Here is a 13,865-nt window from a genome sequence, read left to right as displayed (position 1 = left end):
CGCGCTTGCTGCGTACGGAAGACTCTTTCTTTGTCCTATTCATGCATCACCGTCGTCCATGCTTTCTCCATATCTTCAATCAGAGCCGCAGTATCCTCCAGGCCGACGTACAAGCGAACCAGGGACGGGCTGGCGCCATCCGTGTTGCGCGCCTCAGGGGTCGCTCCCACCGACACCAGACTTTCGTACCCGCCCCAGCTGACGCCGATGCGGAAGTATTGCAGCGTATCCGCCCACTGCTTCATCACCTGGAGGGGCAGCTTCGCTTCGAAGGAGAACAGGCTGCTGTAGCCGCTTAGCTGCTTCTGAGCCAACTGATGCTGCGGATGGGAAGGGAGGCCGGGATGGTTCACGCATGCGACCATAGGGTGCGCTTGCAAATATTCCGCCACCGCAAGTCCGCTCTGCTGATGCCGCTCCATGCGCAGCGGCAGCGTGCGAAGCCCGCGAATCATAAGCGATGCCGTATGCGGGGTCATAATTCCGCCGAGCAGCATGTATCCCCGCTGCTCAATCTCTCTCATAAGCTCTGCCCGCGTCACGACTACACCGCCCAAGCAGTCGCTATGACCGGAGAAGTACTTGGTCATGGAGTGAAGCACAATATCGATGCCTAGCGACAGCGGCTGCAGGAAGCATGGCGTCGCCCAACTGCTATCGATCGCAGTCAGGACGCCGGCTTCCTTGGCGAGCTTGGCAATCTCCTCCAGATCCTGCAGTTGGAACAGGCCGGAGGTCGGACTTTCCAAGTAGATGAGCTTTGTATGGGGCTGCAGCGCCTGCCGGAAGTCAGCGACAGCCCGGCCATCCACATAAGTGACTGCAATGCCGAATCGATCCGACAGTTCCCCCAGATATTGACGGGTCGGGCCATAGGATTGATCTACACAGACCACATGATCGCCTGTCTTCAGCAGCGCATGCAGCGTGCTGGATATGGCGGCCATGCCGGATGCGAAGCAGCGTGCCCGCTCACCTCGTTCCAGTTCCGCTATTTTTCTCTCCAAATACTGTACGGTCGGGTTGTTGCCCCGGGAATAGACGGTAGCGGACAAGACATCCCGCATCGCCTGATCGAACGCTTCATGATTGGGGAAGGCGAACAGACTGTTTTGATAGACGGGAATCGTCACTGCGCCGGAATGCTGCAAATCGATCTCGTCGTGAGCCACTTGTGAATAGACGTCGTTCCTTCCATTGCTTCTCTCCATGATGTCGCATCCTTTTGTCTCTGCCATAATGTGTTATCCTTTCTCCGCTCCTTGTGTCAGCCCTTCTACGATGAACCGCTGGGCGAAAGCGAACAAGACAACGGTCGGTATGACGGACAGCACCGTCCCGGCCGACATGGCGCCCCAATCGACATCGAACTTCATAACGAAGGAGTTCATCGCTACAGGTATCGTCTTCAGCGCCTCGTCGTCAATGAACATAACGGCCATGAACAGCTCATTCCAGTTCTGCACGAATGCGAAGATGAAGGTGGAGGCGATGCCCGGCATCATAATGGGAATGATGACTCTGAGCAAGGCGGTCAATCGGGAGCATCCGTCGATCATGGCCGCTTCCTCCAGACTGCCGGGAATACGCTGGAAGAATCCGCGCAGCATAATGGTGGAGAATGGAATAAGCATAACCGTATAGCTGATGACGAGCGACATCCGGGTATTAATGAGGTCAAGGTCGCTCATCAGCAGATACAAGGGAGCCAGCGCGATGAATCCCGGCAGCATCTGAGTTGAGAAGAAAGCCATCATAATCTGTTTGTGTCCTCTGAATTTGAATCGGGCCATCACATAGCCGCTTAGAATAGCAATGAAGATGACGATGACGGCCGCTGTGATGGAGATCAACAGACTGTTGCCGATGTAAATATGGAACTTCGATATTTTGAAAATTTGGATATAGTTATCGAGTGTGAACTGTTCCGGCCAGTAGCGGATCGGGAATGCGAATATTTCCTTCTGCGGCTTCAGCGACGTGATGACGATCCAATAGAGCGGGAAGACCATCAGAACAAAGTGCAGAGCCAGGTACAGCACCTTCAGTCCGGTAAGGGGGAGTGATTGTTTATTCATTTAAAAGTCACCCACCTTCTCCGATTTGGTCACGAATAAATAGAAGATTGTATAAAGCATAAGGATGGCAATCATGATGACGCCGATCGCGGACGCCATGCCGTAGTTGCCCCCATACAATATCTCCTCCAGCATTAGCGATGAGAGGATATGCGTCGTGCCGGCGGGTCCGCCGTTCGTCAAGCCGTATATAATGGTCGGGTCGTTGAATATCCATATCGCCCGCAGCAGCGTTGTTGCGATAATGGTTGGCAAAATGTAAGGGAATGTCACGTTGAAAAATTTGCGAATGACGCCTGCACCGTCCATATCCGCCGCTTCATACAGGTCGGCAGGAACGGATTGCAGAGCGGCGAGCAGCATGATGGCGAAGAAAGCGATGCCGTACCAGACGTTGGCAATAATGACGGATACCATCGCCCAGTCCGGGTCGGACAAGAAGCCGATACGATTCTCGATTAATCCTGTTCGCAATAGAATGTCATTAATGACGCCGATCTGGGAGTTGAACATCCACTTCCAGATGAGTCCGATCAGAAAGCCGGACAACGCCCAGGAGTAAAATACGAATCCCTGGTAGATCCCTCTGCCGCGGAACGGCTTGCGAAGCAGCAAAGCCAGCGACAATCCCAGCAGAAACTGGAACGTGAGGGAGAAGAACACCCAGTAGCCGCTATTGGTCAGCGCTTTCAGAAATTTGGCATCCCGGAACGCTTCCGCGAAGTTGTCCAGTCCGATAAAGTGAACGTTGGACAAGTCGAACAGCACGTAGTTCTGAAATGCCATGACAACGCCTTGGAGGAATGGATAGAACGTAAATATTAGCAGCAGCAGCAGGGCCGGAAGCAAGCTGAGTACGATGTAGGAACGCTTACTGAACAATACATTCACCGCCTTATGTTGGAAATGAGATGGGCAGCCTTATAAGCTACCCATCTCATCTCTTTATTTATTAAGCTCCGCCTTGGCCGCTGCCCAATAGTCATCCCATTGCTTCAGCGTATCGTCAAGCGATGTCTGGCCCAGCAGCATTGCCTGGCCGGATTCCATTGCGACCGTTCCCCACTTGCCGTTAGCCGGGTATTGGAACGGCGGCTTGTAGTTGATGAAGGTGTCAGGCTTGTTCGTCATATCCAGCAGCGTCTTGTAAGGACCGCTCTGGAAAAATTCGTCTTCCGTAGCGGAGGAGTGGATCGGAACGGTGCCGTGGCTCTTCGATAATGCCGTATTCTCCTCCGGTGAAGATAAGAAGGCGATCAGCTTCCAAGCCGCTTCCTTGTTCTTGGAATTGGTGGAGATGCCCCAGCCTGCGCCGCCGGCAGCGATCAGGGCCTTCCCGGCTGGTCCCGTAGGCATCGGAGCCGTTGCCCAGGTGCCTTCCTCCATGCCGTCAGCCAGCACCTGGATGACATCGGGGTCCTGCAGCAGGAATGCTGTCACCCCTGATGTGAAGGCTTGCACTTGCTCCTGAAATCCCCAGTTGATGGAGTCTGGAGGGGAGCCTTCCTTGTACAGCTTCAAGTACAGCTCCAATGCGGACTTCGCTTCCGGAGAGGAATAGATAGTGCCGCCATCCTTCAGGAACATCGCGTCGTCGACATTGATAATCTCGGAGTTGTATGCCTGAATCATCGTATCCGGGACGGAATTCGCGCCCGGGCCGCCGCGGAAGGAGAAGCCGTAACGGTTGTTCGCCGTATCGGTCAACTTGATGGAGGCGTTGACAATCTCTTCGTAAGTTGTCGGCACTTCAAGTCCGGCGTCCTTCAGCCAGTCCGCGCGATAGAACAATTGACGCTGGTACAATCCGTTCGGGATGAAGTACAGCTTGTCGCCGACTGTAGCTACAGATTGCGCCACTGCCGTTACCGTGCTGAAGTCGTCCCATGATTTCGTCAATTCGTTCAACGGCTCGACGTATCCGTTGTTGACGAACTCCGCTACGTTCAGATCGCGAACCTCCAGCACATCCAGCTCTTGCTTCGCGCCAAGCATGGTTCTGATTTTATTGTCCGCCTGATCGAATGGCGGCGAGATAAGTTCTACCTTGATATCGGGGTTTTGCTCTTCGAACTTGTCAATGCTTGCTTGAATGATTTCCGTCCTGGAAGGACTGGTCAAGCTCTCAATCATGCGCAGCGTAATCTGTTTGTTGTCTTGCTTGTCGCTTCCGCTGTTCTTGGGGTTGCTGTTGGAATTGTCGGAAGAGCATGCAGCCAATGAGCCGGTAAGCAGCGTCATCGATAATGCCAGTGTAGCCAACTTTTTGCCTGATTTCATTCGCATGTGTAATCCCCCTGTCATAGTTTCATACTTTCTGCCTGTATGATAGGTTAACTATACTGTAAGCCTTTTCATTTTGTCAATGAAAAAATGGGGCTGGAGCGGTTCATTTCCCAGAATGAACCATACTTTCTCGATGAACTGGATTTTATGATCTTATTTTGCTCGATATTGGCATTATAGCGCCGAGTGACGAATTTTAACTGTACATTTTCCACTTATGGATTTATGAATGCGCAATTTCAACAATAATAACTGTACAAATTCCAGCTAGAAAGAAGTCTATACTATATAATGCAACTAGTATTTTCTGATCGTTTCCTCGATAATGTCCATCATTTTGTGGAATTCCGCCAGTGCGTGATCCGCATCGTGATTGGCGATGCCTTCGAACATGGTGTGATGGAAAGGGTATGTGTCGTCGAACAGCTCCTTGACGCCGAACGGTCCGGAGAAGAATCGCTCAATTAGGGCGGAAATCGATTCGTACACACTATGGAGGAGCGGATTGGCAGCTGCATCATAGATAAGCTGGTGGAAGCGGAAATCGACGTTGGAAGTATCTTGTCCGCGCTGTTTCCGGTCGTCGTATTCATCTAGAATGTGCTTCATCTTCTGAATCGTTTCGTCGCTGATTCGCTTCGCCGCAAGCTCTACCGCTTTGCCTTCAAGCGCTCTGCGGACATCCAATATGTGCAGCAGAAACTTCTTCTCGTTCTCTACCTTGACCTTGCCGCTGTATCGGTAGGAGCCGGCATCGTGAACGTAGATTCCTTTGCCGTTAATGACCTTAATGACATCGATGGCTTCCAGATAGCGCAGCGCTTCGCGCAGCGACGACCGTCCGACGCCGAACAAACGCGTCAACTGCTCGGCAGACGGGAGCTTGTCCCCCTCTTTCAGTTCTTTGTCCTCGATATATTTCTGAATCTCTTCTGCAACAAGCTCGTGCACATGCTGCTTTTTAATGATTCGCGTCATTTCGCTCATCCTTTCCTTTCCACCTGTCAGATAGGTGAATCTTATGTTATCCATTACCTTTTGTCAATGGGAATTGGAGCGACTGCCATTATACGCCCGGCATAGAAAGATATTTTCGGACGCTTCAAATGCAAAGAAATCTCTCCGTATATGCTGACGAAGCATGATATGTGCCAGCAATGGAGAGATTTCTTGATGCGCTTTATCCAGGCGGACGGGTTAATTCGAGGCCTTCAACCACTTCTCGTACAGCTCATCCAGCTTGACTTGCAGCGTATCACGCTCATGCTGCAGTTCGGCAAGCTTACCGGCGTCCGTAGCATGCTCGGTAATCATCATGGCGTCATCGATCGAGACCAGTGCTTGCTCCAGCCCTGCGATGTCTCTCTCCAGCTGCTGCAGGCTGCCGCCACCTGAGGAAGCAGCTGCCGTTGCAGAGGAACTGCGGCTGCCTTTTGCAGCTTTGCGGGACCGCTCGGCTCCATTCTGAGACGATCTCATTGCCCGCTCGTCTCTCTTCAGTCGCTGCATGTTGCCGGCGGATTCATCCCGAATCGATGCCCTCCTGCTCTCGTCTCGCTTCCGATGGCCGCCCCCGTCGGTTCCAGATCCCCGTTCTCCATCCTGTGCCTCTACGACAGCCGACCTCCGCTTCTCCTGATCCGCCCGATAGTCCTCGTAATTGCCAATTGTGCTTCGCAGACCGGCCAGCTCCAGCGACCATACCCGCTTGGCCAGCCGGTTGATAAAGTAGCGGTCATGCGAGACGGCGAGCACCGTGCCGGGATAGTCCTCCAGCGCTTCCTCCAACGCTTCACGGGAATCGATGTCCAGATGATTCGTCGGTTCATCCAGTATGAGCAGGTTCGGCTGCTGATGCATAAGCAAGGCGAAGCGAAGTCGGCTCCACTCGCCGCCCGACAACGACCCGATTGCCTTGAACACGTCAGCTCCGCAGAAGAGGAAGCGGGCAAGCTGTCCTCTCGCCTGACCTTCCTCCATGCCGACTGCTGCCCGGAAGTAGTTCAGCACGGACACACTCTCGTCCGCCGGCGCCGCTTCCTGAGCCAGATAACCGATATCTACTCTGGAGCCGAGCCGTACTTCCCCTTCGTCGGGCTGCTCCAGACCCATTATGCACTTCAGCATCGTACTCTTGCCTGTACCGTTGTCTCCCAGGAGAGCGACACGTTCACCGTAGCGCAGCACCTCATTCACCTGTCCGAACAAGATACGGTCTCCGAATCGCTTGGCCACTTTGTCGAGCACGAGCACTTGGACACCGGTACGGTCTCCCTGACTCAGCTCCAGCTCCATCGTTCTTTTCTCCAGCACGGGACGCTTCAGTTTCTCCATACGGTCGAGCGCCTTCTGCATGGAGGCAGCGCGGCGATGGAAGCCGGGATTGGGCGGGTTGGCACGGTTGCCCCACTCAATGAGCTGCTTGATCGTTTCTTTCATCTTCTTGATTTTCTTCTGCTGCTCCTGATAATCAGCGAATTGCTTCAGCAGCCGAGCCTCCTTCTCCTGCTGGAAGCCGGAGTAATTGGTATGATAGGTAATGGCTTCGCCATCTTCGATCTCTATCATTGTCGCCGCGACCCGATCCAGGAAGTAACGGTCATGCGAGATGACGACTACGGTGCCGGAATATTGCTGCAGGAACTGCTCCAGCCAATCGATTGCGTTCATATCCAGATGGTTGGTCGGCTCGTCAAGCAGCAACAGATCCGGCTCCTCCAGCAAAATAACGGCGAGGCCGATCTTCGTCTTCTCGCCTCCGGACAGAGAGTGGAAGGAGCGGTCCAATTGTTCTTCGGGTATGCCGAGTCCGCTTCGCACCTTGCCGATGCGTGCGTCGATCTCGTATCCGCCCAGCAGCTGGAATCGTTCCTGCAGCTCGCCGTATTGCAGGAGCAGCTCCTCCAATTCCCTGCCTTCCGTTCCGCCGTCCCCGCCTGAAGCTGCCAGCAGCCGTTCCAGCTCGCTCATTGCAGACATGCACGTCATCGCTTCCGAGAATGCCCGCTTCAGCACATCAAGCACCGTATCGTGCTCTCCGCTATGCGGTAGTTGCTCCAGATAGCCGATGCGAGTCCCTCTTCGAATAGCTATGCTGCCCGCATCAGGTGTCTCCTTCCCGCTAAGCAAGCGGAACAATGTGGATTTGCCGCAGCCGTTACGGCCGATTAAGCCTATGCGTTCCTTCTCTCCAATCTCGCAAGTGACGTTCAGCAGAACAGACTCTGCTCCGAACCCTTTCTGTACCTCTTGGCATTGTATGATCATCATAATCTCGTCTCCTTATGATGACCACCCCGGCAATCCCCTGTTGGACGTGCACGCAAAAAAAGACCGCAGGGAAATGTCCCCGCGGCCCCCGAATGAATCGGCTCGTATCGTTAAGGCAGTGGCAGGATGGTCATTTCTCTTGAATGGTTGACTCTATTCGAATGGCTGAAATTAGACATACGTATCCCGTTGACTAGGAAATCATGGAATATGCCTAGCAGCTGCGAACGTAGAGCATTCAAGAGCTCGGCCATCACATTCAATTGCATCCTGCGCACCTCCTCATAAGAAATTAGAATACAACTACATTACCACATCATGTAAAGTAGAGCAAGAATAGCATAAGGTTGAACAAGAAGCGCGTAAGGGTGAGCAGGGATTAACGTAACGCACGACAGAATTACGCATGGCCCGACGACTTCGTGCGTGCCATGTCCGCGATCCGCTCTCTCATCGCTGCCATGAATGCAATGCTGTCATTCAGAGCTTCATCCGACTCCGGCCATCTGCCGCATTCCGCTGAAATCATGCCTTTATAGTCTATCGCGGCAAGAGTCGCGATGAATTCGTCGTAGGGGTAGACACCTGTTCCGGGCGCCAGACGTCCGGTGTCGGCTATATGGATATGGGCAATCCAGTCCTTATAAGCGACAAGGGTGTCCAGAGGCTCATTCTCCTCATCCATATGATAAAAGTCCGCAAGCACGCGTACGGCAGGGGCGTTGATCTGCGAAGCGAAGCGGACCGCCTCGGAGACGCTGTTGATCAGATTCGTCTCCTTCCGATTCAGCGGCTCCAGTGCCAGCGTTACTTCCGTGCCGCGCCACTCCTCCGCGATAATCGACAGACATTCCAGCAATTGCTGCTCGGCCCGCTGACGCTCCCACGTATCCGGAACCTTGCGGGCTCCGCCGCTGCCGAGCACAACGACTTCGGCGCCTATCCGGCTGGCAGCTTCTCCTGCCCGGTATGCGTACCGCCGGAAGCGGTCGGGCTGGCTGTCCGGCCCTACCAGCTTCATGCCGCCAGGCGCGAATAAGTTCATCGCCCGTACAGGAATGTCAGCTTCGGCATACCGTGCCAGTTGCTCGGCTAATTCCCCTTCGTTTCCTTCTAGGGGCAGTGAAGAAAGAGGACATTCGATGTAATCAAGCTTCGACTCTGCCAGCATCCCGGCTTGCTGAATTCCCGCACACCAGCCTATTTGTATCATCGTACAATCCCTCCTGGATCAAGCGTGGTTTTGTCTATCATTGTACGTTGGTGGGAAGAGGAGTAGAATAGCTTATAGTATGGCTTGATGTCTGGGAGTACGATTCATCACTCCTTTTGAAATCCCTATTATTCAACAAAGTCCATCATAATATTGCCAATAGTACGAAATGGGGGGCGGGAAGTGGAACGAAGCATTTTGGACAGGCTTGGCGACGATGCGGAGCTGAAGCTGAACAATTACGGCTATGCGAGCCATGAGGCCGGCTGGGTAGAGAGGAAGCGCCATCCCGACTACGATGTGTGGATGATAACGGAAGGGGAAGTCAGTCTCGGATTTGCAGGAAGAACAGCGGCAGCCCGCGAGGGCGATCTAGTCTTCTTTCATCCCGAGATAGCGTACACGGCCAGATGCGACCAGTCGTCATGCAGCCATCTGTTCATTCATTTCGACTTCTCGCTGGGCGAACGGGACAACATCCTGCATGAATTTGTGAGTATGGGCGTCATCTCTAACAGGCTCGTCCAAGAGGAGGCGGGGATGCTGCGCCAAGCATTCCAGGCCTATAGAGAGAATAAGCCGATGGCCTCGCTCTTGCTGAGAGGTTATTTCCTTGCCTTGCTGGCCAGATTGCTTGCCATTCCCATTCCGGATCATGATGAAGCGAGCCGGAAGTCGCAAGGTTCGTCAAGAGCGCTCGCACGCCTGCAGCCGATCCTTCACTATATCGACGAGCACGTCGGAGAGCCGATAACGGCCGAGCGGCTGGCGGAGAGGATTGGCATGTCCCCGAAGTACTTCTATACGTTTTTCAAAGCGAACATCGGGTTCACGCCGCAACACTATATTACCCGTATTCGCTTGAATCGTGCCCGGGAGCTGCTTCTGGAAGGAGAACGATCGGTGAAGGAGATTGCCTACCAGCTGGGATATCCCGATCCTTATACGTTCTCGAAGCAATTCAAGCGATATCACCATATGTCGCCATCCCGGTTCTCCGAGCATACGTAGCCGCAGCGCTGCGTATAAGCTCCCGGCTTGAAGGGCGATTTGGAGTTCAGCCTGGCGACTTGTTCTTTCCTGATAGTTGCCTGGGGGTTTTCACTATCCATTAGATTTGATTGGCAGGAATAGCTGGATGAATGAAAGAAGTTATCACAGTGACTATAAATCCGGCGGAAGTACGATTAGGGGGAGTAGCATGAATCAGACGGAAACTGTAAAGCAAGATGTACGGGCCTATTTGAAGCGTATCGGTCATGAAGAAGCAAGCCGTGCGAACGCAGCGCTGTTGTCCGAGCTTCAAAACAGCCATTTGCATACCGTGCCCTATGAAAATCTGGATATTCTGAACCGGAAGCCGCTATCGTTGGAAATTCCGGATCTTCTGGACAAAATTGTGTACCGGCAGCGCGGCGGCTACTGCTTCGAGCTGAATGCGTTGTTCGGCTGGCTGCTGCGGCAGCTCGGCTATACGGTGCATGACCGGGTGGCCCGGTTCTGGAGGCAGGAGCAGAATATGCCGCCGAAGCGCCGCCATCAAGTGCTGAAGGTGGAGGCCGAGGGAGAGTTTTATTTGGTCGATGTAGGCGTAGGGGGCATCGTGCCGCGCCGGCCGATCCGCATGGTGGAGGGACTGGAGCAAGTACAAGGGGATGAATGCTACAAGCTGGAGCGCGACGATGAATTCGGCTGGCTGCTGTGCGAGCTCAAGCACGGAAGCTGGGAGCGCATCTATTCCTTCACGGAGGAGCCTCAATATGAGAAGGATTTCATTATGCCTTCCTTCTGGTGCGAGCATGCGGAGGACTCCGTTTTCAGACAAGGCGCTATGCTGGCTGTCCGTACGAGTACAGGTCGCAATACGGTGGCGGGCGAGGAATTCCGCATTTTCGACGACAAAGGTGTTCATGCCTTTGTGCCGGAGACGGAAGACGAATACAAGGAAGCGCTCAGGACGTATTTCAACATTCAGCTGACATGAAGGGCAATCGCCAAGCCGTAAGGCAGCGATTCGCAGAAAAAGGGACATCAGTCAACGCGGAGGCTGGTGTTTTTCTTTTGGTGCAATAAGAATTAAGTCTTTCTTTCATTTGTGACAACAGGAGGTAAGATTTTCGCAGGGCGCAATTGATATAATGGGGTAAGATGGTCGATCCATACCAATTGATAGAGGTGACTGGAATGCGAGGGGAGAGCGGGAAGATGAATATATTAAGCAAAATGCTGGAGCCGATCCCGGTGCCGAGAATGGTGCGGATCAGGCAGAAATTCGATGATATGAAGCTGGAAAATCCGGCTCGGGTGCTGGAAGAAAAGCTGCAGGCCGCTCCTGCTATGGACGGGATCAAACCCGGGCAGCGCGTAGCGGTGGCGGTGGGGAGCAGAGGCATCGCCAATATCGTCTCGCTGACGAAAACGTTGATTGACGCGATAAAGGAGAGAGATGCGAAGCCGTTCATCGTTCCTTGCATGGGCTCCCATGGTGGAGCGACGGATGAGGGACAGAAGGAAGTGCTGGAGCATCTGGGCATTACGGAGGAGTCGGTAGGCGCGCCAATCGAGTCGTCGATGGAAGTCGTCAAGCTGGATCAGCTGGAGAACGGGCTTCCCGTCTACGTCGACCGAATTGCCTCGGAAGCGGACGCGATCGTCGTCATTAACCGGGTCAAGCCGCATACGGCGTTCAGGGGAACGGTTGAAAGCGGTATTATGAAGATGATCTCAATCGGCCTTGGCAAGCAGAAGGGGGCTGAAGCCTGTCATCAGCTCGGGTTCGCCCATATGGCAGAGAATGTGCCGAAGATGGCGAAGGTGATGATGGGCAAGCTGCCGATTCTGTTCGGCGTGGCGCTGGTGGAGAATGCGTATGACGAGACATGCCGCATAGAAGTGCTGGCTGCCGATGAGGTGGAGGCCGAGGAGCCGGCGCTGCTGGTGGAAGCGAAGGCGCGGCTGCCGAAGCTGCTCTTCCCGCACATCGATGTGCTTGTGATCGATTATATCGGCAAGAACATTAGCGGCGACGGCATGGACCCCAACGTGACAGGACGTTATCCTACCCCTTATGCGCATGGAGGTCCCGAAGTAGGCAAGATGGTCGTGCTGGATCTGACGCCGGAGACGAAGGGCAATGCGAACGGCGTAGGTACGGCGGACTTCACGACGTCGCGGCTGGTGGAAAAATCGGATTGGCCGGTTACCTATGCGAATGGACTGACTTCGACGGTATGCGCCCCGACCAAGATTGCCACGACGCTGCCGAGCGACCGCGACGCCATCAAGGCGGCGGTGAAGACGTGCAACATTCTGGATTACACGACATGCCGGATGGTTCGGATTAAGGACACGCTCCATCTGGGAGAGATCGAGATCTCGGAGACGCTGCTGGAGGAGGCCAGACGCCATCCGGATATCGAGATACTGACGGAGCCTTACGAGCTGGCATTCGATGAAAGCGGGTATCTGGTGAAATGACATTGACATCCAAAGTCGTCCTTACTGTCGATATCGGAACGACGAGCACGAAGGCGATGGCTGTCGATGAGCAAGGGAGAATCGGGGCTTCCTGCTCCATCCCGTATCCGCTCCACGTGCCGCAGCCGGGATACGCGGAGCAGGACCCGGACGAGATGGCCGCGGCAGTGGCGCAAGCTATTCGCAAGGTGATGGAGGAAGCGGGTCTGTGCGCTGCGGATCTGCATGGCATCTCCTTCAGCTCAGCGATGCATTCCCTTATTGCCATCGACGGCGGGGGGAACAGGCTGACGGCGTGCATCACCTGGGCGGATCAGCGCAGCATACAGCAAGCGGATGCGCTTAAGGAGAGCGGCCTCGGCCTTGACATTTACCGTCGAACGGGGACGCCGATCCATCCCATGTCGCCTCTGTGCAAGCTCATGTGGATGAAGGAGCAGGATGAAGAGACTTTCCGTCAGGCGGAGATGTTCGTCGGGATCAAGGAGTATATCTTGCATGGCTGGTTCGGACGGTATGTGACGGATTATTCCATTGCCGGTGCGACGGGGCTGTTCAATATCGAGACGCTGGATTGGGATGAGGGAGCGCTGGCGGTGGCAGGCGTGCTGCCGTCGCAATTGCCGGGGCTGGTGCCGACGACGGCGGTCTTGCACGGCATGCGGGAGAATGCCCGTCAGCTGCTTGGGCTGGATGCAGATGTGCCGGTGGTCGTCGGTTCGTCCGATGGCGTGCTGGCCAATCTGGGGCTCGGTATTGTAAGCCCGGAGGCAGCGGCTGTCACCATCGGGACGAGCGGAGCGGTACGCACGACGCTGAGCCGGCCGCTGACGCATCCTGCAGGCGACTTGTTCTGCTACTGCTTGACGGAGCGGCATTGGGTCATCGGCGGTGCCGTGAACAATGGCGGCATCGCGCTGCAGTGGGTCAAGGAGCTGCTGTACGATCACTTCGGAGAAGAGCTGTCGGATCGGGACGTGCTGACGGCGATGAACGAATGGGCCGCATCTGTCGCGCCGGGATCGAATGGGCTGCTCTGTCTGCCGCTGTTCACGGGCGAGCGTGCGCCGTACTACAATGCCAACGCCAGAGGCGCCTTCGTCGGGCTGACGTTGTCTCATAAGCAGAGACATATGGTCCGCGCCGTTATGGAAGGAGTCATGTACCAGATCGCGAGCGTAGTCCGCTCCATGGAGCAGTTAAGCGGCGGCATCGGAGAGCTATGGGCATCCGGCGGATTTGCCAACTCACTGCTCTGGCGCCAGATGATGGCCGATATTACCGGCGTTGCGACCCGGGTGCCGGACGATATCGAGAGCTCCGGCCTTGGCGCGGCCAAGCTGGCCCTGTATGCGCTTGGTGTGACGCAGTCGATCGATCCCGGCTGGAAGAAGGGCGGAGGCAGCCTTTATGCCGTCAATGAGCAGCATCATGAGGTATACGAGCGGATTCTGCCGATCTATAGAAGAACGTATGAAGCGCTGAAGGCTTCGTTCGATGAAATAAGCGAATTCCAAAAATCATAAATCATATTCATCCTA

Annotated in this window: 12 protein-coding genes; 4 read left to right on the top strand and 8 right to left on the bottom strand. The window is 54.6% G+C overall.

The window, feature by feature from the left end:
* Window positions 1-35: 35 nt before the first annotated feature.
* The 8 genes from M6D81_RS21535 to M6D81_RS21505 all read right to left on the bottom strand — a co-directional run bounded on the left by M6D81_RS21535 (window position 36) and on the right by M6D81_RS21505 (window position 8,847).
* Window positions 36-1,211 carry a trans-sulfuration enzyme family protein gene (locus M6D81_RS21535; protein ID WP_262679102.1) on the bottom strand — a complete coding sequence of 392 codons (1,176 nt, stop codon included), beginning with the start codon at window positions 1,209-1,211 and terminating at the stop codon, window positions 36-38.
* Window positions 1,212-1,244: 33 nt separating this feature from the next.
* Entirely contained in the window at window positions 1,245-2,078 is an 834-nt protein-coding gene (locus M6D81_RS21530) for a carbohydrate ABC transporter permease (protein ID WP_262679101.1), read from the bottom strand.
* Entirely contained in the window at window positions 2,079-2,960 is an 882-nt protein-coding gene (locus M6D81_RS21525; RefSeq protein WP_410795774.1) for a carbohydrate ABC transporter permease, read from the bottom strand.
* A 63-nt stretch (window positions 2,961-3,023) separates the two neighbouring features.
* A complete protein-coding gene (locus M6D81_RS21520) occupies window positions 3,024-4,364 on the bottom strand; it encodes an ABC transporter substrate-binding protein (protein WP_262679099.1) in 1,341 nt (446 codons plus the stop codon).
* A gap of 297 nt (window positions 4,365-4,661) precedes the next feature.
* Window positions 4,662-5,351, bottom strand: coding sequence for a FadR/GntR family transcriptional regulator (locus M6D81_RS21515; RefSeq protein WP_262679098.1), 690 nt, complete (start codon window positions 5,349-5,351; stop codon window positions 4,662-4,664).
* A gap of 210 nt (window positions 5,352-5,561) precedes the next feature.
* A complete protein-coding gene (gene abc-f / locus M6D81_RS21510; protein ID WP_262679151.1) occupies window positions 5,562-7,631 on the bottom strand; it encodes a ribosomal protection-like ABC-F family protein in 2,070 nt (689 codons plus the stop codon).
* Between the two features lie 113 nt (window positions 7,632-7,744).
* Window positions 7,745-7,888 carry an RAxF-45 family protein gene (locus M6D81_RS31885; RefSeq protein ID WP_410795775.1) on the bottom strand — a complete coding sequence of 48 codons (144 nt, stop codon included), beginning with the start codon at window positions 7,886-7,888 and terminating at the stop codon, window positions 7,745-7,747.
* Window positions 7,889-8,034: 146 nt separating this feature from the next.
* On the bottom strand, window positions 8,035-8,847 hold the full coding sequence (locus tag M6D81_RS21505; protein WP_262679097.1) for a sugar phosphate isomerase/epimerase family protein: 813 nt from the start codon (window positions 8,845-8,847) through the stop codon (window positions 8,035-8,037).
* A 183-nt stretch (window positions 8,848-9,030) separates the two neighbouring features.
* Between M6D81_RS21505 and M6D81_RS21500 the strand changes: the two genes are divergently transcribed.
* The 4 genes from M6D81_RS21500 to M6D81_RS21485 all read left to right on the top strand — a co-directional run bounded on the left by M6D81_RS21500 (window position 9,031) and on the right by M6D81_RS21485 (window position 13,850).
* Entirely contained in the window at window positions 9,031-9,858 is an 828-nt protein-coding gene (locus tag M6D81_RS21500) for a helix-turn-helix transcriptional regulator (protein ID WP_262679095.1), read from the top strand.
* 190 nt (window positions 9,859-10,048) lie between these two features.
* The gene (locus M6D81_RS21495) at window positions 10,049-10,831 is read left to right on the top strand and encodes an arylamine N-acetyltransferase family protein (RefSeq protein WP_262679094.1); all 783 of its coding nucleotides are present in this window, start codon (window positions 10,049-10,051) and stop codon (window positions 10,829-10,831) included.
* A gap of 221 nt (window positions 10,832-11,052) precedes the next feature.
* Window positions 11,053-12,324 carry a nickel pincer cofactor-dependent isomerase, group 22 gene (locus tag M6D81_RS21490; protein WP_262679093.1) on the top strand — a complete coding sequence of 424 codons (1,272 nt, stop codon included), beginning with the start codon at window positions 11,053-11,055 and terminating at the stop codon, window positions 12,322-12,324.
* The gene (locus M6D81_RS21485; protein ID WP_262679092.1) at window positions 12,321-13,850 is read left to right on the top strand and encodes a gluconokinase; all 1,530 of its coding nucleotides are present in this window, start codon (window positions 12,321-12,323) and stop codon (window positions 13,848-13,850) included. Before M6D81_RS21490 ends, M6D81_RS21485 begins: the two co-directional genes overlap by 4 nt.
* The last annotated feature ends 15 nt before the right edge of the window (window positions 13,851-13,865 follow it).

The organism is Paenibacillus sp. J5C2022, from assembly GCF_025567625.1.
Taxonomy (GTDB): Bacteria; Bacillota; Bacilli; order Paenibacillales; family Paenibacillaceae; genus Pristimantibacillus.
The sequence above is the reverse complement of the archived record's forward strand: the minus strand, read 5'-3'. Positions and strand labels throughout refer to the sequence as shown.

Bases quoted from the DNA above. Each gene is read 5' to 3' on its own strand.
- abc-f (WP_262679151.1), bottom strand. From the start codon at position 7,631: ATGATCATACAATGCCAAGAGGTACAGAAAGGGTTCGGAGCAGAGTCT.
- M6D81_RS21515 (WP_262679098.1), bottom strand. From the start codon at position 5,351: ATGAGCGAAATGACGCGAATCATTAAAAAGCAGCATGTGCACGAGCTT.
- M6D81_RS21520 (WP_262679099.1), bottom strand. From the start codon at position 4,364: ATGCGAATGAAATCAGGCAAAAAGTTGGCTACACTGGCATTATCGATG.
- M6D81_RS21505 (WP_262679097.1), bottom strand. From the start codon at position 8,847: ATGATACAAATAGGCTGGTGTGCGGGAATTCAGCAAGCCGGGATGCTG.
- M6D81_RS21530 (WP_262679101.1), bottom strand. From the start codon at position 2,078: ATGAATAAACAATCACTCCCCCTTACCGGACTGAAGGTGCTGTACCTG.
- M6D81_RS21495 (WP_262679094.1), top strand. From the start codon at position 10,049: ATGAATCAGACGGAAACTGTAAAGCAAGATGTACGGGCCTATTTGAAG.
- M6D81_RS21485 (WP_262679092.1), top strand. From the start codon at position 12,321: ATGACATTGACATCCAAAGTCGTCCTTACTGTCGATATCGGAACGACG.
- M6D81_RS31885 (WP_410795775.1), bottom strand. From the start codon at position 7,888: ATGGCCGAGCTCTTGAATGCTCTACGTTCGCAGCTGCTAGGCATATTC.
- M6D81_RS21490 (WP_262679093.1), top strand. From the start codon at position 11,053: ATGAATATATTAAGCAAAATGCTGGAGCCGATCCCGGTGCCGAGAATG.
- M6D81_RS21535 (WP_262679102.1), bottom strand. From the start codon at position 1,211: ATGGAGAGAAGCAATGGAAGGAACGACGTCTATTCACAAGTGGCTCAC.